The following is a 21,219-nucleotide window of genomic DNA, read 5'->3' on the forward strand; positions in this document are numbered from 1 at the left end:
TGCTTTGGAAGGTCAATCCATGAAAACGGTTTTTGTCCTGTTCGATTCCCTCAATCGGCACATGCTCGGCGCCTATGGCGGCACCCGTATCCCGACGCCGAATTTCGATCGGCTCGCGGCGCGATCGAGCGTCTACGACAAGCATTATGTCGGCTCGCTGCCATGCATGCCGGCGCGCCGGGATCTGCTGACCGGACGGTTGACCTTCCTCCACCGTAGCTGGGGACCATTGGAGCCCTTCGACAACGCCTTCCCAGAGCTTCTTAAAACCAAGGGCGTTCACACGCACCTGATTACGGATCATTATCATTATTGGGAGGATGGTGGGGCGACATATCACAATCGCTATTCGACGTTCGAGTTCGTCCGCGGCCAGGAATCCGATCCGTGGAAGGCCATGGTACAACCGCATTGGGAGCGGCTCCGCGAGAAGTATCATGAGACGCAAACGGCAAGCGGGCCGATCAGCAAATACGGACCACACATCATCAATCGGGAGTTCATCAAGGAAGAGAAGGATTTCCCGTCGGTTCAGTGTTTTGCGCACGGGTTTGAGTTTCTCGATATGAACCGCGATGCCGATGACTGGCTGCTTCAGATAGAAACATTTGATCCCCACGAGCCCTTCTTTGCGCCTGAGCGGTTCAAGGAACTCTTCAAGACCGGCTGGAACGGTCCCATCCGCGATTGGCCGCGATATGGACGCGTCGAGGAACTGCCAGAGGAGGCAGAGGAATTGCGCGCCAATTATTATGCCATCATGTCGCTTTGCGACTTTCTTCTCGGACAATTGCTCGACTACTTCGATGAACACGGTCTGTGGAATGATACGTCCCTCGTTGTCACCACAGATCATGGCTTTCTCCTTGGAGAACATGATTTCTGGGCGAAGAACCGGATGAACATGTATGAGGAGATCGTTCATATTCCCTTGTTCATCCACGATGCAAGAAACCCCAGCACACGCCGCGTCCAGCGCCTTACGCAGTCGATCGACGTCGGGCCGACCTTCCTTGATCTTCATGGGTTGAGCGCTCCCACAGAAGCTGAAGGCTATTCGCTGCTCAGCGATCAGGAGCGCGAGGCTGTTCTCTTCGGCTATTTCGGCGGGGCAGTGAATGTCACGGACGGCCGCTACACCTACCACCGTTTTCCCGAAGATCTGGAGAACCAGGAAATCTTTCAATACACGTTGATGCCGAATCACATGAATGAGCGCTTCACGCCCGAAGAACTTGCTTCCTCCACGCTTACACCTCCTTTCGGTTGGACCAAACGGGTGCCCTTGCTGAAAGTACCCGTCACCAACCGCTCGCCCATGTATGCGAACTACGGACCCGGTGCGCTTCTGGAAAAGGAAACGCGGCTTTACGACCTCGTATCGGATCCGGGTCAGGAGCGGGCGCTCGATGATCCGGCGATCGAGCGGCGTATGATTGCCCTGCTGGCGAGCCTCATGCGCAAAAACGAAGCGCCGAGCGAGGCCTTTGGCCGTCTCGGGCTGCCGTCCGGCGATGCAGCCGAACCGGATGTTGCCTGATGCGCGCGATTTACGTTCTCTTCGATTCGCTCAATCGAACCGCCATGGGCTGCTATGGTTCCACGGCTGTCAAAACACCCAACTTCGACCGCTTCGCGGCACGAGCCGTAACGTTTGACACTCATTTTGTGGGCAGCCTCCCTTGCATGCCGGCGCGACGCGATCTCCACACTGGGCGCCTCAATTTCATGCATCGAAGCTGGGGACCGCTTGAACCCTTTGATAATTCCTTTCCGGAACTGATGCGGGACCGCGGTATCCATACGCATCTGGTGACCGACCATCAGCATTATTTCGAAGACGGCGGCTCGACATACCACAACAGGTTCAAGACCTGGGAGTTCATCCGCGGCCAGGAAGACGATCCGTGGAGAGCGATGGTGCAGCCACCTCTGGAGCGCTTCAAGGAGCGGTATTCTTCGCAGCACTATGATTTCGACGATCCGTGGAAGCGCCTGCAGAGCGTCATCAATAGGCAATCGCTTCTCACGGAGGATGATTATCCCGGGCCGAAATGTTTCAAGTCGGCGTTCGAATTCCTGGATATTAATCGTGAAGCCGACAACTGGTTTTTGATGCTCGAATGTTTCGATCCGCACGAGCCGTTTGCGGCGCCGGATCGGTTCAAGGAACAATACAGCACGGGCTGGAAAGGCGGTATCCTGGACTGGCCGAAATATGAGAAGGTGGCCGACAGTCCGGAAGAAATAGCGGAGATTCGCGCCAATTATGCCGCGCTCGTGTCGATGTGCGATGAGTATTTCGGGCGTTTGCTCGATTATTTCGATGAATACGACCTTTGGAAAGACACGGCCCTGATACTGTCGACCGACCACGGCTTCCTGCTCTCCGAACATGATTGGTGGGGCAAGAATCGCATGCCCTATTATGCGGAGATTTCGAACATCCCGCTGATCGTCCATCACCCCGATCACGCGGCCAGAGCAGGAGAGCGACGCAGATCGCTCACCCAGGCCACAGACCTGATGCCGACCTTCCTTGATCTCTTTGGGATACCGGTGCCGCCGGAGGTTCGTGGCTTCTCACTCCTGCCGCAGTTGGAGAGGGACATCAGCGTCCGGGACGTTGTGATATTTGGCGTGTTTGGAGGACCGATTGGCGCCAGCGACGGGCGATACACCTACTATCTCTATCCGGAGGACCTTTATGCGCCGGGACTTCACGAGTACACGCTCATGCCAATGCACATGACGTCCATGTTCACAGCTGCTGAGATGAAGACATCCGAGCTCCGCAGCGCATTCGATTTCACCAAGCAGATGCCGGTCCTGAGGATCGACGCATTGAGAGATGCTCGCCGAATCCCGAACAATGATCGCGTCGGATGGGCGCCGGATGTCGGAACGACATTGTACGATCTTCAGGCGGATGCAGCGCAATCCAGGCCCTTTCGGGATGTTGGGATCGAGAATCGCATCAGGGAGAGAATAAATCTGGCGCTGCGGCAGCATGATACGCCGGACGAGTACTACCGCCGCTACCGCCTAGCGAAATAGCCCAGTGCCGTTTGGACGGTCTTGGACCTACGCCTGGATGGGTCAGGGTCTATCCTGGCGCTAACTTAGAATCCGGTTTTGTCCACACAAAGGCCGGCACGAGTCTATGATGACCATCGGCCCACTCATGACGAACAATTCTCGAACGTTCATCTAGGGCATCGATCTTAACACTGCCTGGGTACGGTTTTTGACGCGGAGCTTAGAAAAAATGTTCTTGGTATGCGTCTTTACTGTATTGATGTTGATATCGAGCTTATTGGCGATCTCATTATTGGAAAGCCCCCATCGCAACAGCTCCAGCACTTCCTCTTCCCGCTGCGTCAGAGTATTTAGCGCAACATCCGCTGTGCTCCCAGTTCGCCGGTTCGCACGAGCAGGTGGGCTTGCTTGTGAGACGTCCAGGTAGACGTCCAGTGAATTGCCGAGCTCCGGGTGCGGCTCCAAGGCGGCACTATTGCCGCCAGCCAGCCATATAATCAGGCGACCAATTTGCAGGGCACTTAATGTGCGGCCTTGTTGGGCCGCTAAAGTCTCAACTGCGCGCAGTTTTTCGATTGCAAGAGCCCGCTGGCCAGATTCGATCATTACCCGTGCCTCAACGACACGATACGCATCCCAAATCTGCCACGCTGACGGCGGATATCGACGCTCTGCCTCGGGCAGGTGGAGCGAGAGGCGTTCCCATTCTCGCAATCCTTCGGCTTTGTAGCCAAGGCGGAACGCACGGCTAGTCCGTTCGACAGCGAGCTGAAATTCGAGTCTAAAGTCCTCGGTCTCGTAGGCACGGCGGCTGGCGCGCACCAACACGTTGTTTGCCTCGTTGGACCGGCCTGTCGCGTCGTAGACACGGGCAAGACCAACCGTCGGTATCAGTATGCGCTCGCAGAGACCGGAGACATCGGTCGTATTCTCAGATGGGATGGCACGAAGCCAAAGCTGCTCTGCCTTTTCGAATTCGCCTCGATCGAAGGCAACAACACCCAACAGCACGGAGGGCAGCGCAACCATGTAGGAATGTTCACCGAAATTGCTACGAGCTATCCGCAGCGCGTCTTCTGCTACACTCTCTGCCTCGCGCATGAGGCCACGTGCGATATAGCACATGGCAGCGATCGAGCGGGAATGAAGGCCGCCCCAGTGCACGGCCATTTCTTCATAGATGCCTTTGGCCCGCCAGGTCAGTCTTTCGGCAAGCTCGAGGGCGCCAGCCTGTAGGGCAAGATAGCTGTGGATGGAATCGAGATCCACCTGCCCGAAGGCCAGTTGATCCAGCTCACGGCCGTCGAGCGCATCGATATGAGCTAGGCCGCTTTTTAGGTCGCCACCATAGGCCCCGATGAGCGCACGCATCAGATGCAGGCGACCCTCGACATCAAGCCCTGTCTCGCAAGCAATGACCGACATTCGGCTTGCCTTGTCGGCAGCAAGGGTCTCGATCGTTCGAAGTGTTTGCTCCGCCTGCAGAAAGCGCCGCATGTTTATGTAACGCCAAACTTGGAGGAATAGGAGCAGCGGCCGTTCCTCGCGCGCATCTCGTGGCAGCTGTTGCATCCAGCGGGAAAAGACTTCGAACCGTCCATGGCTCAGATAGTCGAAGAGACAATAGCTCTCGATCATTTCTGCTGCCCAATCTGGCCGGCGCGCAAGGAAAGCGTGTCGTACGGCATCCATTGGCGCGCCGTTCTCGATAAACCATCGGGCGGCTCGCGAATGTAGGTCAGACAGGTCGGTATCGGTTTCGGACTGAAGTCGAGCAAGCAGAAATTCCTGAAACAGGTGATGGTATTTGTACCATCGATGCGCTCCCGGCAGGGCGACGACGAAAAGCTGAGCTTCTTCGAGGTAAGAAAGAGTTTCGTTACCATCATCCCGCCCGGTCACGGCGTCACAAAGACCAGCATTCAGCGCGTCGAGAATTGAGGTCTTCGTGAGGAAGTGGTAGACTTTTTCCGGTAGGCCAAGGATTACTTCTTCAAGAAAATATTCCACAAAAGCGCGATGGCTTCCCGTCGGGGGTGTATTTGCAAATGCACCCGGCACCCGTCCGAGGACCAGTGACGCAAGTCGCAGGCCCGCTGCCCAGCCATCGGTATAGCTATGCATCTGCCGGCTCTCTTCAGATGTCAGCGCTCCGCCAAGCGCCGCCTGGAAGAAAGCCTCTGTTTCACTCTCATCAAAAAACAGCTCTCCGACAGGTACTTCGAGAACTTCACCGCTAACCCGTAGGCGGCCTAGCGGTATCGAAGGACGGCTGCGGCTCGCCAGTATGACAGTCAAATTCGGAATGCGTGCCGTAAGAATACTACTGATCGTTTCGCCGCCGTCGCCTCCTTCCACGAGATGGTAGTCGTCGATGAACATAGCAAGCGGAGTGATCGCAGCACACCGGGCCATCGTTGCCACGAGCCGAGCGAGAGAATTTGGCTCGTCACGAAATTGCGCGAACGCTCCAAGTTGGGTGAAGCTTGCTTCGACAGCGAGACTCAAGCCATCCGCGAACGAGAGGGGGTCGCGGTCGGCCTCGCTTGCCGAATACCAAACTGTTTTGGACCGGGCCTCCCGTAGGGATTCGTACCACTGTGCGAGCAGCGTGGTCTTGCCCGATCCAGCGGGAGCATGTACGAGGCAGAGACGGCGTTGCTGCAGCAAGCCGGCCATTGTTGTTAGTCGCGGCCGGTTGATAACGCCCTGCGAAGAGCGGGGTGGCGACGTGTGGCGATGGATGAGACTCGATTGCTTCGACAAAAGGACATCCGCGCATCTAGTTGGATCAAGACCGCAAGTATCACTCTTTAGGGTGAGAGAAAATAACTTTCTGTTCTCACCCTGGGGGATCATGCGGAGAATTTGAGCGCGATTTAACTTCTTAGGATTACCGAATGGGGGTCTAATAAGTTGCAGCTCAGTGAATACCAGAACTTCGACGCCACAGGACTAGCCAAACTTGTCGCGATGCGGGAGGTAACACCCAGTGAATTGCTCGATGTGGCACTTGTCGGCGCCGAGGCCGTTAACGGCAAGCTCAATGCGGTGGTCTCCACCTTCGAAGAGGAAGCCCGACGTTTCATCTCGCACGAGATTTCGGACGGTCCATTTAAGGGCGTTCCCTTTCTGCTGAAGGATCTTACCGCCCACTATGGTGGCCAGCCAACGGGCGCCGGGTGGCCACCGCGCAGTGCGGTCAAGCCTACGGAAGATTCCGAGCTAGTCCATCGCTTCAAAAAGGCCGGAGTCGTGATCTTCGGCAAAACGTCAGTTCCTGAACTAGCCATGGACTGGACGACACGCTCGCGCGCACATGGTGTCACCAATAATCCTTGGGACCCAGCACGCACGGTCGGTACGTCGAGTGGCGGCACGGCAGCGGCCGTTGCGGCCAGAGTGGTGCCGATGGCGCATGGCAATGATGGCGGTGGCTCCATCCGCGTGCCCTCGTCCGCCTGCGGTTGCTTCGGGTTGAAGCCGACCCGCGGCCGCAACCCCGTGGCCCCGTCAGGCAGCACCTGGCAGGGCATGCTGGTCGAGCATGTACTTTCCCGCTCTGTCCGCGATAGCGCCGGTATGCTGGATGCAACACAGGGCCTGCATGTCGGCCAGTTCTTCAACAGCCCCAGCGGCGGCGATTTCGCAAGTGAGGTCGGCCGCGATCCCGGGAAATTGCGCATAGGTGTCTCGACCAAGGCGCCCTATGGAGCGGCCACCCACTCTGATTGCATCAAGGCGGTCGAGGAAACCGTAAAGTTGCTCGAAGGCTTAGGCCATATTTGCGAGCCTCATGACATCGAATTACCGGATGACGGCTGGAGTGCTTTCGAAACATTTATCCTGGCGGAATACGCGACCGATATGCGGATCGAGGAAGGCGTCTTGGGACGTAAGCTCACTGAACAAGATTTCCCGCCCATGCTGTGGGAAATGATCGATGCTGGGAACCGTATCTCGGCGGTCGACGTCAATATCGCAACAACACGCCTGCACGCCGTAGCCTCAGTCGTAACCTCCACGTTCAACCGATATGACATCTTCCTGTCGCCGACACTCGCGCAGCCGCCCCTTCCACATGAGGCGTTCCCGATGGCAACGTCAATGCGCGAGCACTACGAGTTCTACCTTTCTTGGATGCCCTTCACGCATATCTTCAATGTCAACGGCTCACCGGCGATGTCAGTACCGCTTGTCTGGAACGCGGAAGGTTTGCCGATAGGCGTTCAGTTCGCCGCCGCTCCTGCCGCTGAAGGCCTGCTCTTTCGGCTCGCGTCACAGCTGGAAGTGGCAAGACCATGGGAGGGCAAGCGACCGCCAATATCAGTGGCCTAATCCGCCACTCGAGATTCAATCATAAAAAAGGGAACAAGCGCATGAAAAAGCACCATCTCCGCAAAAATATCCTCGCGCTGCTGGCAGCCGTGGCCGTCGGCACTGGATTGAGCATCTCCATCGCCGCCGCTGCAGACCTGATCGTAGCACGTGCCGTCGATGCCGACAGTCTCGATCCCGACAAGACCAGTACGACCCAGTCGCTGCAGATGACCAACCTGATTTTTGACACGATGCTGACCATGGACAAGAACGGCTCTTTGCATCCGGGCCTAGCAAGCGAGTGGTCCGTTGCGGAGGATGGCAAAACCTATACCTTCACCATCCGCGACGGAGTGAAGTGTCATGACGGTAGCGTCTTCGACGCTTCCGGTGCCAAGGCGAGAATTGATCGTGCTATCGACCCGGCTACCGTCAATCCGGACCGCTCCCTCTGGGGACCGATCACGGGCACGAGCGTGGAAGGCAAAGTGCTGAAAGTATCGTTGTCGGAACCCTATAGTCCCTTCCTGTCATTCCTGACCGGCATCCAGGCGGGCTTCGTCTGCCCATCCGCATTCGCTGGCGCCGATTTTAAGCCGATCGGAACTGGCCCCTTCAAGTTCGTCAGCTGGACGCGAAACGATAACCTCCAGCTCGAGGCCAATGCCGAATACCAGAACTTTAATCCGCTCATAGAGAACCCGGGCAAGCCACATATCGACAAGCTGACATTCAAGGTAATTCCTGAAGCGGTTGCCCGCATGGCGGCATTGCGTTCCGGCGAGGCCGATGTCGTTGAGCCTTCATTGGAGGAAACGACGGATCTGAAGAGTGACAGCAACTTCAAAATCTATGCCGCTGAGCTTTCAGGCCAGCAGGTGCTGGCTGCTTTCTCTTGGAAGATCAAACCGCTGGATAACCCGGAAATTCGAAAGGCCATCGGTATGGCGATGAATCGCGATGCCTATGCCAACATCGCGTTCGAAGGTTTGGTCAACACCTCCAATTGCCCCGTCGCACCGAAGCTGTTTGCGACGGATGACGAATTGTGCGCCACCTGGGGGGCGGAATACGATCCTGACGGCGCCAAACTGATCATGGAGAACGCCGGCTTTACGGCCGAAAATCCGCTTAAGATCAAGATAATTGCTCACAAATTGTCAGGCTGGGACCAGATGCATCAGATCATGCAGCAGGATCTGGCTGCCATCAATGTCCAGGCGGAAATCGAAACGCGTGAGGTGGCATCCCACTTCGATCACATGACAAACGAGAACGAGCGCACTGACGGAGCCCCCTTCGTCTGGACGATGGGCATGTCGGGTGTCGATCCAGACTATCTCAACCTCCTGTGGAAGCGCCCTGGCTTCGTCAATATGGGCTTGAATGAACAAGTCGACGCCATGCTAGACGAGCAGCGCAGACTGTCGGGTGACGCTCGCGCCGCCAAGATCCATGAAATTGAGAAGTACCTGATACAGAATACCTACACGGTTCCACTACTGTCTCCAGGCTGGAATTGGCTCATGGCTTCGAGCGCAAAAGTCGAAGGCTTCAAGCTGGGGTTCATGGTATCGCTCCTGTTCAATGACGTTACCCTGAAGCAATAACGGGGTTTCCGGCCGACCTGTCCCCATCAGATAGGGCGGCCACTGACAGGAGGGGTTCCGATGCTGTTTCTGATTTCAAAGCGAGTTCTTGCCGCATGCGGCACCGTCATAGCGGTGATCATGCTGTCCGGCACGCTCATCCATTTGGTACCGGGCGATCCAGTGACAGCCATGATGGCGCAGTCTGTTTCTGCGACACCGGAGGCAATGGCGGAGATGCGCGCCAAACTCGGGCTCGATCTTCCAATTTGGCAGCAGGTGTTGCTCTATCTGGGCCAGGTTCTGCAAGGCGATCTCGGTACGACGATTCGCGGCAACGAATCCGTCGCCACGTTGCTTCTGCAGCGTTTGCCTAACACCTTTGCGCTTGCCGTGTCGGGTCTCGGTGTGGCCCTGGCGATCGGCATCCCGCTCGGCTTTCTGGCGGCTGTCAATCGCGGCCGGATCGCGGATACCGCAGTCATGATTGTAGCCGTTCTTGGCGTGTCGATCCCGGCCTTCTGGCTCGGTCTTATTATGATGCAAGTCTTTTCGCTTAAGCTCGGCTGGCTACCTGTCGCGGGATCGAGTTGGCGCAACATCATCCTGCCAGCCCTGACGCTCGGCCTGACCTATTGCGCACTTGTCGCCCGCATGACTCGGTCGGCTCTGATAGAAGTGCTGAACGAAGACTATATCCGCACGGCCCGGGCCAAGGGACTGCGTGAGCATGAAGTGCTGCTGGTTCATGCGCTCCGGCCAGCGCTGATCAGTATTGTGACGGTAGTCGGTCTCGTCTTTGCCTATCTTCTCGGCGGCCAGGTAATCATCGAGAACGTTTTCTCCTGGAACGGTATCGGTCGTCTCGCCATCCAGGCTATGCTTGAGCGCGATTATCCGATGATCCAGGGCTTTATCGTTGTCTTCGCCATCTCGGTAGTCATCGTCTCGATGCTGATCGACATTGTTTACGGCTTTCTGGATCCACGCATGAGGCACAGATGACCAGCACGATACAGACCTCCGTACAGCGCCGGCACCTGCCATTCAGCGTCGCTCTTGGCCTCGGGCTTGCAATAGTCATCATTATGGCGTCGTTGCTGTCGCCATATTTAATGCCCTTCGATCCTATGCGGATGGCGGCTGGGCCGCGGCTTACGGCGCCATCCATGAAATATCTGTTCGGTACGGACGAGTTTGGCCGCGATCTTTTTAGTCGCGTCCTCATCGGCGGGCGCTTGTCGCTGGGTATCGGCATCACAGCTGTGGTGAGCGGTCTCCTTGTCGGCGGACTTGTCGGGCTGTTCGCGGCCTTTTCCGGCCGAACTATCGAGACCGTGCTCCTGCGGCTGATCGATGTGCTCTATTCCTTTCCGGACACGCTGATAGCGTTGGCGCTCGTTGCCTTCCTGGGGCCGGGTATTGGGAACGCAACGCTCGCCATTGCCATCAGTCTCGTTCCCTTTTACGCCCGCGTGACCTACGGGCTGGCGGCGGCTGAACGAGCCAAACCTTATATCGAGGCAGCGCGGCTTGCCCGCATCCGCTCGGGTCGCTTGGTGCGGGTGCATGTGATGCCGAATATCACCCAAAGCCTGATCGTGATGGGAACGCTCGGATTTTCCTCTGCCATTCTGTCGGCTAGCGGCCTTTCGTTTCTCGGTCTCGGTGTTCAACCACCATCGCCGGAATGGGGAGCGATCCTTGCCGCAGGCCGCAATTATATAACCAAGGCGCCTTGGATCCTGATCTTCCCGGGTCTCGCCATCTGCCTGACCGTTCTCTCCTTCAACCTGATCGGTGACAGCCTGCGCGACATTGTCGATCCCCGTCGAAAGGGTCGGTCATGAGCGCTCCCTATCTCAGCGTCAGGAACCTATCGGTCACATTTCCGACCAAGGCAGGCACTTTCCACGCGATCGACGATATTAGCTTTGACCTTGCCCGCGGGGAGATTCTCGCGCTCGTTGGAGAATCAGGCAGCGGCAAAAGCATGACTTCGCTGTCAATCATGCACCTTCTTCCCGAGGCGGCCGAGATGAGCGGCCGTATCGAGATCGACGGACGGGATATCTCCGCTCTCGGTCGCCGGGAGATCGAGGATGTGCGCGGGGCAAAGGTCGGTATGATTTTCCAGGAGCCGATGACATCGCTTAATCCGGTCCTGACGATTGCGCGCCAGATGACCGAGGGGCCGGTGCGCCACAACGGCGTCTCCCGGCGGGACGCGTTGGCTACGGCACGCACCTGCTTGGAAGATGTGGGCATTGCGGAACCGGATCGAGTGCTGGCGCAATATCCGCATCAGCTCTCGGGTGGCATGCGCCAGCGTGTCATGATCGCGGCGTCACTTGCGCTGCAGCCTGGTATTTTGATCGCGGACGAACCGACGACGGCGCTCGACGTCACCGTGCAGTCGCAGGTGCTCGATCTGCTGGTTGATCTGAAAGCACGGCTCGGATCGGGAATACTGCTGATCACCCACGATATCGGGGTGGTCGCCGAAACCGCTGATCGCGTCGCCGTCATGCGCGGCGGGCGTATCCTTGAGATGGGGGCGGTCGATAACGTGTTGGGCGTTCCGCAACATGATTACACCAAAGCGCTGCTCGCCTCGCACCTGACGGTGGAAAAAGGCCTGATGCAGCGCGGTGCGCAATGCGAAAGGGCACGGCAATGACATCCAAACCGTTGCTGAGGGTTGAGGGGCTGCGGAAGTCCTTCTCGGCAAACCGGCACACAGTGCATGCACTCAACGGCGTTTCCCTTGCGCTCGAACAAGGCGAGACGCTTGGGATCATCGGCGAGAGTGGGTCGGGCAAGTCTACACTCGGGCGGATTGCCGTTGGACTGGAAACGCCGACTGCGGGGGAATTGCATGTCGAAGGCATGCGCATCGATACGATGTCGCCGCGCTTGCGCCGCGATAAATTGCGGCGGTGTCAGATGATCTTTCAGGACCCGTATTCGTCGCTCAATCCGAGATTGCCTGTGGGCCGACAGATTGGCGAAGGTCTTTTCGCACGGGGCGAAAGCGACTGGCGGGCGATCGACGCTACGGTCGCCGATCTCCTCGATCGCGTAGGGCTGAAGCGGGAGTTCGCCAAGCGCTATCCGCATGAATTCTCCGGAGGCCAGCGTCAGCGCATCGCCATAGCCCGGGCGCTGGCGCCCGATCCGCACATAGTGGTTGCCGATGAGCCTGTATCTGCCCTCGACGTCAGCATACAGGCACAGATTCTTGATCTACTTGCCGAACTGAAGAAGCAGGGAGACCTTTCTTATATCTTCATTTCGCACGACATGGCTGTAGTTGCTCGTCTCTGTGATCGCGTGGCAGTTATGCACCGTGGGCGGATCGTCGAATGCGGCTCAGTCAGCGCCATTATCGAGAATCCACAGCATCCATACACACGTAACCTGCTCGATGCAGTGCCGCGCTTTGGCCGGCGGCGGACTGGGCAGAAACCAGTTGTCGTCCGCCTGCCGCTGCACAATGACGGCGATTGCTTCATTGATGTGGGGGAGGGGCATGTCGTGCTCCAATCCGCCAGCAGTGAATAATGAGGCTGTCGAGCCACAGGCTGGCTGGACACAAGGTTAGCTCATATTCGCCAGGCCACGGCCTTTGTTGTTCGGCAGCATTGTCGGGCATCTCAGCATCGCTCCACACCGAAACACGAATAGCGAGAGCTCTCTCGCCGTTTACCGTCAGCGCGTTGAAATCAGTTCCCGAAATTCGGCTAGGTCGCGATTGAACCGTTGCGCTTCCTCCAAGAATGGCGTGCATGTCCGGAGTCGGCATAGATTTGCTGGCGATTTGCCGGGTTGAGTGCCTTTGCGCGTTCAAGGCTCGGCCGCATCAAGACCAGGTCATCCGTTTCATCTTCGCGAATATCTGCCCTCGTCAAAGGTCCGCCCTAGTCTTGCTGCCTGATATCCTAGGTGCTTAGTTCCGGCATTTGATGGGTTGGATCAAGTGTGAATGTTTCTGGCTCTTTTTGTCCAACATTTGCAGATATGTTCGTAAGGTGTGAGTCCTTTGAGGGTCTTGAGGCGACGCCTAAAGTTGTAGGCGGTAATGAAGTCAGCGACGTGCTGGCGGAGTTGATCATGGCTTTCATAATAATAGCGTTTGACTGTTGCATGCTTGAGGGTCCGATTCATTCGTTCGACCTGCCATTGGTCCAGGGATGTTTCGGCTTGGACACGTCAAGGGTTTGGATCCATCGGATCCTTACAGCAATTTCTGTCGGTCCTCTCCGCGGGAGAAGCGTATTCGGCAGATTAGAACACTTTCATGCCAAGGGCATTCGATATGTTCCTCGCTGCAGCCAGCAACATTTCTTGGGCGGTATCGATGGGAACGTACATAGCTTTCTGAGTCAAAAACAGCATGGTTAATGATGCCTGCACCTGACCGGTCAAATCGAAAACTGGCGCACCGATGTTTGTTACTCCGTCGATCGTCGTACTCGCCTCGCGAACAAAGCCTGCCTTGCGGACTTCATCGAGCCTTCCGGGAATGCCACGCTGGGCGGCGAAACTCATATTACTGGGAGACAGCTGTCCGAGCCAGCGCTCCCGTGAGCTATCATCTTCGAAGGCTAGCAGAACTAAACCTGACGTCGTCTCAAGAACCGGGATAAGCGCGCCTAGTCTAGCTCCGATACCGATGGGCAGCGGTGAGCTAACTTGCCCAATAATAAGCGCGTTCATATTGTTTCGGACGGCGAGGTGGCAAGATTGGCCAGTTTGATCTGCCAATGAGCGCATAATCGGTAATGCTTCCAGGAGCAGGCGCTCGACTGGAGGGTGCCTGTATGCCAACTCAAAAAATTTGTCTGAGAGAATGTACTTTCCATCCTCCCGCAAGAGATATCCTCTCTCCTCAAGTGTTACGAGGACGCGAAAGACTTCCGTTACATTGCGTCCGAGTGCCTTGGCGAGTTCTTGCTGTGTTAGGCCTGCCTCAGTTTTGCTAAGGAGTTCCAGGACATCCAAGGCTTTATCTGAAGCGGGCGACGTATATTTTCTGGTCGTCGACCCAACGCTATCATTCATTTTCTTGTGCATTCTCGATCCGTCCTGTCGGTCACAACCCTGAAGTTGATGATCATAAGTCGATGTCATCTCATGATCATCCAGTTTGGGCAACATGCCGAGTCAACGACGTAGTTCCGAATACCAGCCGACCGAGGTTAACGACATTTCCCCGATGCCTCATCGACCAGGTTAGTGCATTTTGCTTAAGAAATTAGGTTTCATTTTTAAAAATTGTTTTGTTAACCAGTGCTCGGCCTCGTTGGGAGTTGCAGGCGACGCTCTTAGAAATGAAATAGAGGATGATTAACGTCCCATCATTTCCATGTCCCGTTCGGCCGGCAACAGGTTATTCTCATTCGGTTCACGCGACCACTTCAGGGCACGCGGGCAGGCAAGTCCGCAGCGGAGTTCTTTGGCGTAGTATCTACTGGCTAAGCTAGTTCACTTCCCCCAACGCAGGACAAGCGGATTCAGTCGTCGAGCAAGTTCGATGAGACCTCTTCTGGTATCTTCGTGCACCGGAGCAAGCGGCGCCCGGACATGATCAGATTGAATGACTCCACCTTCCTTCAGCAGGATTTTTGCAGTAGCGATGCTCGATTGGCGGTTCTCGTAATTGATCAGCGGAAGCCACGATTCATAGAGTTCCAGCGCCCGCCCGCGATCGCCTGTGAAGTAAGCATCGAGGATCGTTTTGATACCATCGGGATAACCACCACCCGTCATTGCTCCGGTGGCTCCGGCATCAAGATCCGCCATCAGTGTGATCGCTTCCTCGCCATCCCACGGGCCAAGCACGGCATCACCGCCGATCGCGATCAGGTCACGGAGTTTGGAGGCAGCCTGCGCAACTTCAATCTTGAAGTAGGAGACGTTGGGGATTTCTTTCGCCATTTTTGCAAGGAACGGGGCGGTCAGAATTGTACCCGATGCGGGAGCATCCTGGATCATGATCGGGATTGAAATCGCGTCAGAGACAACCTGGAAGAATTTGAAGATGCCCGGCTCTGCGACCCTGAACGTAGCGCCGTGATAGGGGGGCATGATCATGACCATGGCCGCACCAGCATCTTGGGCGCGCTTGCTGCGCTCGGCGCAAATCTTGTTGGAGAAATGAGTCGTCGTAACAATAACAGGCACACGTCCGGCGACCTGTTCAAGTGCAACCTGCATGATGGTCTCCCGTTCGCTATCGGTCAGCGAAAACTGTTCCGAAAAATTTGCAAGTATGCACAGACCGTCCGACCCGGCATCAATCATAAAGTCGATACAACGACGTTGGCCCTCGAGGTCGAGTGCTCCATCCTGGTTGAAGATGGTGGGGACGACAGGAAAAACGCCCTTGTAGGCTACTGAAGGACTGCTCGTCACATGATATCCAGTTCTGTTTGGTGCTTGTTGCAGGCTGAAGAGGTTTGACTGATTAGGCTTCTTGATCAAGAAGTTGACGAATGGCCGACTTACTAATCTTGCCAGTGCTGGTTTTTGGAAGCTTCTCGACGAAGAAGATCTGAGAGGGCTTTTTGTAGCTGGCGAGATGTTGGCAGCAATGGTCGATGATATGATCTACGCTAACCCAACTGCCAGGCTTGCAGGCAACGACGGCGACCGCTTTCTCTCCCCAGCGAGGATCTGGCTGGCTCACGACCGCGACCTCGGCGATTTCGGGTATCCTTGAGATTACTCGTTCGATCTCAGCCGGATAGATATTAAAACCACCAGAAATCAGCACGTCGCGCTTTCTTCCGACAATTTCCAGATATCCGTCAGTGTCGAAGCGTCCTAAATCGCCGGATGAGTACCAGCCGTCTTCGCTGAGAACCTCGGCGGTTTCTGCGGGACGGTTCCAGTACCCGCTCATCACGTTCTGGCCACGGACCTGAATTTCGCCGACCTCATCGGAGAGGTTGGCAAGGCGCACCTCAATATTTGGGCATACCTTGCCTGCAGAGCGCAAGCGGGCTTCGGAAGACGACGCCTGATCCCTCGCGGAGAAGCTCGACACAGGGATCAAAGCCTCACTCATCCCGTAGATTTGCAGAAGTACATTGCCGAACATTTGGCGTGCGGCAACGATCGTCTCAGGGCTGATTGTTGATCCACCATATGGCATACTCCGCAGGCTTCTGATTGGGCCTGAACGATTGTGCAAAACGAGGTCCCCAATCATCGTCGGGACCATCGGGATACAGGTCGCAGCGACCCGGTTGGCTTGATCCACAAAGGTTGACGGGTCAAACTTGTACATCAAAGCAATCGCACCGCCATAGGCCGCGAAGGCGGATGCCACAGAGCCACTAAAATGGCTCATCGGTGCAGCATGCAATAGGACGTCGCCTTCGCCGATGGTTGGAAGCAAGGCACGCGTGTTTGTTGCCATCGCGAACCAGGAACCATGGCTGTTCATGGCACCCTTTGGACGGCCGGTCGTGCCCGACGTATACATGAGCGATGCAAGGTCATCCGAAGCGATCGATGGGGCGGGCGGCGTTGGAAGATCGCAGTTGATGAGCGCGCTAAGAGTGATGAAACGATCGGAAGCGTCCTCGGGGACGATGATGGGAATGGAACTCCGCAACGCTTCGGCAATTCGCGATTCGCAAATGATCAGTGCGGCATTACAGTCCTCAATAACGTAGTCGATTTCCTCCGGATGCAGCCGCGGACTGAGTGCAACCCGCACCCAGCCCCAAAGCGCAAGCGCTCGCTCAACGACGAGCATTTCCCAGCGATTGTCCAGCGCTAGAACGATGCGCGCTCCAACCGCAATGCCGTGCTGCAGCATCCAAGCGGCCACTTTGCGGGCCCTGACAAGCACATCGTCATAGGTGTACCAGCCACCTGGGGTGAGCACGGCGCGACTGCCAGGAAATGACTGATGAGCCCTTTTAAGAAGACCGGCCCAAGTTTCCTGTGTGATCGGTGTCGCGGCGAGCGGGCGGGTCACTTCACTCGTGCTTCCGGTCGGCAAAAATGCCTCCAAAGATCGTTGAACTTGTCGACGATGACACGGTCCGGTGCGTCCTCCCGAACCAACTGGTGAAGAAGCTCGCCGCCTTTGCGTTGGAAGGCAGGATAGCCGGGCACACGCGGCCTTACAAACGACTTGTCGAGGGATTCCAATGTAGGTTCAAAGAAATTCGGGCAGATTTCATTGACCTTCTTATCGGTCCACGCATGGCGGTGTGCAGGCTGTCCGCCAGATTCTGCATAAATGCCGGACTGAATCTGCTGCGACGACAAGACTTCCAGCACGGCGCGGATGGCATCGATTTCCGTGCTTCGACGAGACACTGCAAGTCCGACACCCCCAAGCATCCCAGCTCCCACTGTGCCAGTACAGCTCGGGACCGCCGTAAAGTTGAGCGGCTTGGCATATTCACCAGGGCGTGCATAATTCGAATAGCCGAATGCGACGGGCGTATAGAAGATATCGTCATGTGTAGTCATATGATTAAAGATGTCGATTGGGTCTGCATTCCACGAAAGTTCGACAGCCTTGCTCATCAGTCTCTTCAGACAGGCGAGTGCCTTCAAAGCGGTTTCCCTTTCAATGCCTTCGTCACTCCACCAAACGGGGCGCAGGTCCGGCAATACGGCGTCGGTATCGGCGAACGCGTGGCATATGGTTGCATAGGCCAGAAGCATATGTGTCGGATTGGCCGCCATTCCAACCTTTCCAGTGTTGGACAGCTTGAGAACGTCATCCCAGGTTTTTGGGACGTCAATCTCTGCCAGAAAGTCTGGTCGATAGGCTGCAACCTGGGATGCTGCATCGACCGGCGCCGCCCACAGTTTCCCCATCCATTCATAGCTTGAGGTACTGGGGCCGACGGCGTTATCACGGTAGTCCTGATAGGTACCCTTGCCGATGATCTCGCAAATTGGTTGGAGCGCCTTTTGTGCGAAGGCGTCACCCATAAACGGATGATCGATCGACATCAAATCGTAACTTGCTGCAAGCATCTCGATAGAAGCCTCTTCGAAGCCCTGAAGCGGCCTCGTGTCCCATTGGATATCGATACCGCGTTCTGCCAGGAGTGGGATACAGGCACGCAAAGGATCGATCCCACGGGAATGGCTCCACGCTATTCCCTTGAGTTGTATATTCGTCATGATTTTGATCTCAACTTTGTTCAATGCGTAACCAGCTCACGACTGGCTGGTAGGGTACCCGAGGGCGGTCCGGACAAGCTCGTCATGCTGACCAACAGTCGGGACAGGAAGACGGTCCACCTTGTCGATGCCGCTCATTGAAAAAGGTAGACCAATTGCGCGGAACTTCTCGCCGCCAGGGCCGGAAATATTTTCGACGTATCCGTTCTCCTGAACCTGCTCGCTTTCCACGATCTCAGACACCGTCTGAACGGGCGCGACCCACATGCCTTGCTCGGTCAGATCAGCCCGCCATTCTTCGGTCGAGCGCGTCGCCATCTTCTCGACGAGGATGGAATTGACCTCATCACGTTTCAAGAACCACTCATCGTCAGTACAGTTCAAGAGTTCATCGGAAAGACCGAAGATCTCCTTCAGGCGCCCGCGCGGCGTCATAGACATTGCCAAGAAGCCATCGGATGTGCGGTACACGCCATAAGGTGCGTCCGTCCATGGAGCAGCGATGCCGGACTCGCTTCGTTCCCACTGAAGGTCAGTGTTCATCGCGACCAATGCCTCCTGGCACTGGATCATTAATGATGCACCGAGAAGACTTGCCGATACATTCCTTGAGATGCCGTTTTCGCGTGCGTCAAGCACGGCAGAGACAATCGAGAATGCGAGCAAAAATGCCGTGGATCCATCGAGGACGGGAGCTCCCGTCGGCACTGGTGGACCATTTCTGGGACCGCTATTGGCGGCAAGTCCACTCATCGACTGCAGTAGCATGTCCTGGCCAGGTCGTTTGACGAGTGGGCCCTTCGGGCCGAAACCGGAGCCGGAGGCGTAGACGATACAGGGATTGATTTCCCGCAGAGCTTCGTAGCTGAAGCCTAAACGTTCCATGACCCCAGGGCGAAAGTTCTCGACGACGACGTCGCACTTCTTCACCAGGTCGAAAAGGAAAGCTCTGTCTTCTTCATCATTCAGATCGGCCGTCACCGCAAGTTTGTTACGGTTGAAGGCAAGGAAATAAGGAGATTCGCCCAGCAACTTCCGGCCGCGGGGCATGTAGCTACGCTCCCACTCGCCCACCTGTGGTCGCTCGACCTTGATGACAGCGGCACCAAGGTCGCCAAGCAGCTGCGTAGCGACCGGACCCATCATCATCTGCGTGAAATCGAGAACGGTGACGTCGCGGAGCGGACCAGTGCCGCGGAATTCGCTCAAGAATGGGTTCATGTTGAAGCCTTTCTGTCGATGGCAAGAATGTGAAGGCAACTGAATACGGTCACTCCGTCTTGGTTTTGACCAGTGTATTTCTTGGTAACGAGACCGATTTCCGGCTTGCGATGGGGCGTAAGCTCCATGACCTCGCTCCATGCGACGATGGTGTCGCCCGCCCTGACAGGGGCGGGAAATCGGACTTTTTCGTATCCGTAGGAAATGGCCTTCATGTTGTATTCGACGCAGAGCCCGGTCACGATAGAAAAGGTCAGCATGCCGTGCACAAGCCTTCCGCCGTAGCGGGGAGCCGCAAAACTTTCATCGATATGAGCCGGATGGAAGTCAAGGGTAAGACCTGCGAACATGGTGGTGTCAGCCTGATCTACCGTGCGTCGGCGCTCGATATCGCGTTCGCCGATAGTGTAATCTTCGAAGTATCGTTCAATAGTCTGCCAACCAGGCATGGTTTCCTCCAATCAGACCGCGTCTTGTGCGGTTTCGAGCCGACCCCAGATCAGCAGGGTGGCAATGCCGACGACACAGATAGCCGCGGAGACACCAAATGTAAGAGCCCAGGATCCCGTGTGATCTACGATGTATCCGACGAGCCATGGTGCAAAGATTCCGGACGTATTGGCGATGAAGTGAACGAATCCTACGACTCCGCCAAGACGCGAGCCCGGCATTGTGTCGCTGATCAATAGGAAATACTGGCTCCCGGTGAGGTAGAGCAGGAAGACGACTGCAGACATCAGTGCAACAGCCATTGCAAGCGAGGACACGACGCCAATACCACAAAGAAGGATTGCCGTTCCGGTCAGTCCGAAGATGATCATCCACTTGCGGGCGGCGGCAGGATTGCCCGTCCGAATTGCGATGCGGTCAGTAATAACGCCGCCTGCCATATATCCGATCACCCCAAGAACCCACGGGATTGTTCCGACCCAGGCGACACTCTTGATGTCGAGATTACGTGCATCGACCAGATAGACGGGGAACCAGGATAGAAACGTGTAGAGTACCCAGGCATACCCGAAGAACGCAGTCGCGGTCGCAAGGACAAGAGGCTGCTTCAAGTAGAAGCTTAAAGGCTGCTTGGCTTCGACGACAGGATCGACGTCCGCTAGTTTGTCATTCGCCAGTTCTTCGGCCTCTCTGGAATCCGCCCAGGGATGAATGTCTGGCGTGTCCCGGACAATAACCCACCAACCGATCGCCATGACAACGCCGAGAACGCCAAGAACGATGAAGGGAATACGCCAGTCCCCTGAGATGGCCAAGAGCCAGGCGACCAACGGCGTACCAATTACACCACCGAGTGGCGTGCAACCTTGGCTGATGCCGACGGCGGTGCCCATCTGACTTTTCGGGAACCAGTTCTTCATGGTCTTTACGGTGACCGCTCCCTGTGGTCCTTCGCCAAAGCCGAAGAAGAAGCGGATGAAAAGGAAACTGATATAGCCAGTGCCCGCTGCGGTAAGTGCGGTGAAGATGCTCCACCAGGCAACGGCACCGCCCATCACGGCCCGTGGGCCGTATTTGTCTGCGAGCCAACCGCCGATAAAGCAGAACGGAGCATAGCCGAAGAAGAACAAGCTGGTGATCAAGCCGAACTCGGTCTTCGTCAGGCCGAATTCCTTAATAATCTCCGAGCCGGCCACACCGAATGCTGCGCGGTCGGCGTAGTTTAGGACAAGTACGAGAGATGTGATTCCAAGAATGAGCCAGCGGACGCGAAATGCGCGTACTGACGTCGATGATGTTTGTGTTTGTGACATGTTTCCTCCGATCACCGACCGCAACGACATCGGTCCTCCAAACAGGACTTTTATATAAGAAATGGAATTTTGCAAATGGAATTTTGCAAGGTGACCCCGCTCAGAACTTGGGCGGGCCCCCGGAC

At 56.2% G+C, this 21,219-nt stretch carries 16 protein-coding genes and 1 pseudogene; 8 read left to right on the plus strand and 9 right to left on the minus strand.

Translation table 11 applies throughout. The annotated features are described in order from the left end of the window. Positions 1–19: 19 nt before the first annotated feature. Positions 20–1,540 (plus strand): sulfatase, encoded by a 1,521-nt coding sequence (locus M8997_RS18350; protein WP_250015749.1) that lies wholly within the window; start codon positions 20–22, stop codon positions 1,538–1,540. 44 nt (positions 1,541–1,584) lie between these two features. Further along, positions 1,585–3,057, plus strand: coding sequence for a sulfatase (locus M8997_RS18355; RefSeq protein ID WP_250016057.1), 1,473 nt, complete (start codon positions 1,585–1,587; stop codon positions 3,055–3,057). Positions 3,058–3,210: 153 nt separating this feature from the next. Here the strand turns inward: M8997_RS18355 and M8997_RS18360 are convergent, their stop codons facing one another. Then, positions 3,211–5,718, minus strand: coding sequence for a LuxR C-terminal-related transcriptional regulator (locus M8997_RS18360; protein ID WP_250015750.1), 2,508 nt, complete (start codon positions 5,716–5,718; stop codon positions 3,211–3,213). A gap of 237 nt (positions 5,719–5,955) precedes the next feature. Here M8997_RS18360 and M8997_RS18365 point away from each other — a divergent pair, with 237 nt between their 5' ends. From M8997_RS18365 to M8997_RS18390, 6 genes are read left to right on the plus strand one after another with little or no spacing between them, the layout of a single operon-like run. Then, positions 5,956–7,377, plus strand: coding sequence for an amidase (locus M8997_RS18365; RefSeq protein ID WP_250015751.1), 1,422 nt, complete (start codon positions 5,956–5,958; stop codon positions 7,375–7,377). A 41-nt stretch (positions 7,378–7,418) separates the two neighbouring features. Next, positions 7,419–8,969, plus strand: a complete 1,551-nt coding sequence (locus tag M8997_RS18370) for an ABC transporter substrate-binding protein (RefSeq protein WP_250015753.1) — start codon at positions 7,419–7,421, stop codon at positions 8,967–8,969. 60 nt (positions 8,970–9,029) lie between these two features. Further along, positions 9,030–9,953: an ABC transporter permease gene (locus tag M8997_RS18375; protein ID WP_250015756.1), complete on the plus strand. Its 924-nt coding sequence runs from the start codon at positions 9,030–9,032 to the stop codon at positions 9,951–9,953. Continuing rightward, positions 9,950–10,798 (plus strand): ABC transporter permease, encoded by an 849-nt coding sequence (locus tag M8997_RS18380; RefSeq protein WP_252597213.1) that lies wholly within the window; start codon positions 9,950–9,952, stop codon positions 10,796–10,798. Before M8997_RS18375 ends, M8997_RS18380 begins: the two co-directional genes overlap by 4 nt. After that, entirely contained in the window at positions 10,795–11,628 is an 834-nt protein-coding gene (locus tag M8997_RS18385) for an ABC transporter ATP-binding protein (RefSeq protein ID WP_250015760.1), read from the plus strand. The genes M8997_RS18380 and M8997_RS18385 overlap by 4 nt, the downstream gene beginning before the upstream one ends. Continuing rightward, positions 11,625–12,512: an ABC transporter ATP-binding protein gene (locus M8997_RS18390; RefSeq protein ID WP_250015762.1), complete on the plus strand. Its 888-nt coding sequence runs from the start codon at positions 11,625–11,627 to the stop codon at positions 12,510–12,512. The genes M8997_RS18385 and M8997_RS18390 overlap by 4 nt, the downstream gene beginning before the upstream one ends. Before the next feature lie 377 nt (positions 12,513–12,889). Here the strand turns inward: M8997_RS18390 and M8997_RS18395 are convergent. The 8 genes and pseudogenes from M8997_RS18395 to M8997_RS18430 all read right to left on the minus strand — a co-directional run. Then, a pseudogene (locus M8997_RS18395) lies at positions 12,890–13,159 on the minus strand (integrase core domain-containing protein); the annotation flags it as partial. Between the two features lie 76 nt (positions 13,160–13,235). Continuing rightward, entirely contained in the window at positions 13,236–14,081 is an 846-nt protein-coding gene (locus tag M8997_RS18400; RefSeq protein ID WP_250015764.1) for an IclR family transcriptional regulator, read from the minus strand. Positions 14,082–14,435: 354 nt separating this feature from the next. Further along, complete coding sequence (locus tag M8997_RS18405; RefSeq protein ID WP_250015766.1) at positions 14,436–15,365, minus strand: dihydrodipicolinate synthase family protein; 930 nt, start codon at positions 15,363–15,365, stop codon at positions 14,436–14,438. 52 nt (positions 15,366–15,417) lie between these two features. Continuing rightward, positions 15,418–16,965: a class I adenylate-forming enzyme family protein gene (locus tag M8997_RS18410; RefSeq protein ID WP_250015768.1), complete on the minus strand. Its 1,548-nt coding sequence runs from the start codon at positions 16,963–16,965 to the stop codon at positions 15,418–15,420. Then, complete coding sequence (locus tag M8997_RS18415; RefSeq protein WP_250015770.1) at positions 16,938–18,134, minus strand: ABC transporter substrate-binding protein; 1,197 nt, start codon at positions 18,132–18,134, stop codon at positions 16,938–16,940. Before M8997_RS18415 ends, M8997_RS18410 begins: the two co-directional genes overlap by 28 nt. Before the next feature lie 12 nt (positions 18,135–18,146). Further along, a complete protein-coding gene (locus tag M8997_RS18420; protein WP_250015772.1) occupies positions 18,147–19,331 on the minus strand; it encodes a CaiB/BaiF CoA-transferase family protein in 1,185 nt (394 codons plus the stop codon). Next, on the minus strand, positions 19,328–19,780 hold the full coding sequence (locus M8997_RS18425) for a MaoC/PaaZ C-terminal domain-containing protein (protein WP_250015774.1): 453 nt from the start codon (positions 19,778–19,780) through the stop codon (positions 19,328–19,330). The genes M8997_RS18420 and M8997_RS18425 overlap by 4 nt, the downstream gene beginning before the upstream one ends. A gap of 12 nt (positions 19,781–19,792) precedes the next feature. Next, the gene (locus M8997_RS18430; protein WP_250015776.1) at positions 19,793–21,094 is read right to left on the minus strand and encodes an MFS transporter; all 1,302 of its coding nucleotides are present in this window, start codon (positions 21,092–21,094) and stop codon (positions 19,793–19,795) included. Positions 21,095–21,219 lie beyond the last annotated feature (125 nt).

This window comes from Phyllobacterium sp. 21LDTY02-6 (assembly GCF_023554255.2).
Classification (GTDB): domain Bacteria; phylum Pseudomonadota; class Alphaproteobacteria; order Rhizobiales; family Rhizobiaceae; genus Phyllobacterium.

Coding starts and splice junctions, on each gene's coding strand:
- M8997_RS18360 (WP_250015750.1), bottom strand. CDS start 5,718: ATGGCCGGCTTGCTGCAGCAACGCCGTCTCTGCCTCGTACATGCTCCC.
- M8997_RS18355 (WP_250016057.1), top strand. CDS start 1,585: ATGGGCTGCTATGGTTCCACGGCTGTCAAAACACCCAACTTCGACCGC.
- M8997_RS18375 (WP_250015756.1), top strand. CDS start 9,030: ATGCTGTTTCTGATTTCAAAGCGAGTTCTTGCCGCATGCGGCACCGTC.
- M8997_RS18420 (WP_250015772.1), bottom strand. CDS start 19,331: ATGAACCCATTCTTGAGCGAATTCCGCGGCACTGGTCCGCTCCGCGAC.
- M8997_RS18370 (WP_250015753.1), top strand. CDS start 7,419: ATGAAAAAGCACCATCTCCGCAAAAATATCCTCGCGCTGCTGGCAGCC.
- M8997_RS18425 (WP_250015774.1), bottom strand. CDS start 19,780: ATGCCTGGTTGGCAGACTATTGAACGATACTTCGAAGATTACACTATC.
- M8997_RS18390 (WP_250015762.1), top strand. CDS start 11,625: ATGACATCCAAACCGTTGCTGAGGGTTGAGGGGCTGCGGAAGTCCTTC.
- M8997_RS18380 (WP_252597213.1), top strand. CDS start 9,950: ATGACCAGCACGATACAGACCTCCGTACAGCGCCGGCACCTGCCATTC.
- M8997_RS18430 (WP_250015776.1), bottom strand. CDS start 21,094: ATGTCACAAACACAAACATCATCGACGTCAGTACGCGCATTTCGCGTC.
- M8997_RS18350 (WP_250015749.1), top strand. CDS start 20: ATGAAAACGGTTTTTGTCCTGTTCGATTCCCTCAATCGGCACATGCTC.
- M8997_RS18400 (WP_250015764.1), bottom strand. CDS start 14,081: ATGACATCGACTTATGATCATCAACTTCAGGGTTGTGACCGACAGGAC.
- M8997_RS18385 (WP_250015760.1), top strand. CDS start 10,795: ATGAGCGCTCCCTATCTCAGCGTCAGGAACCTATCGGTCACATTTCCG.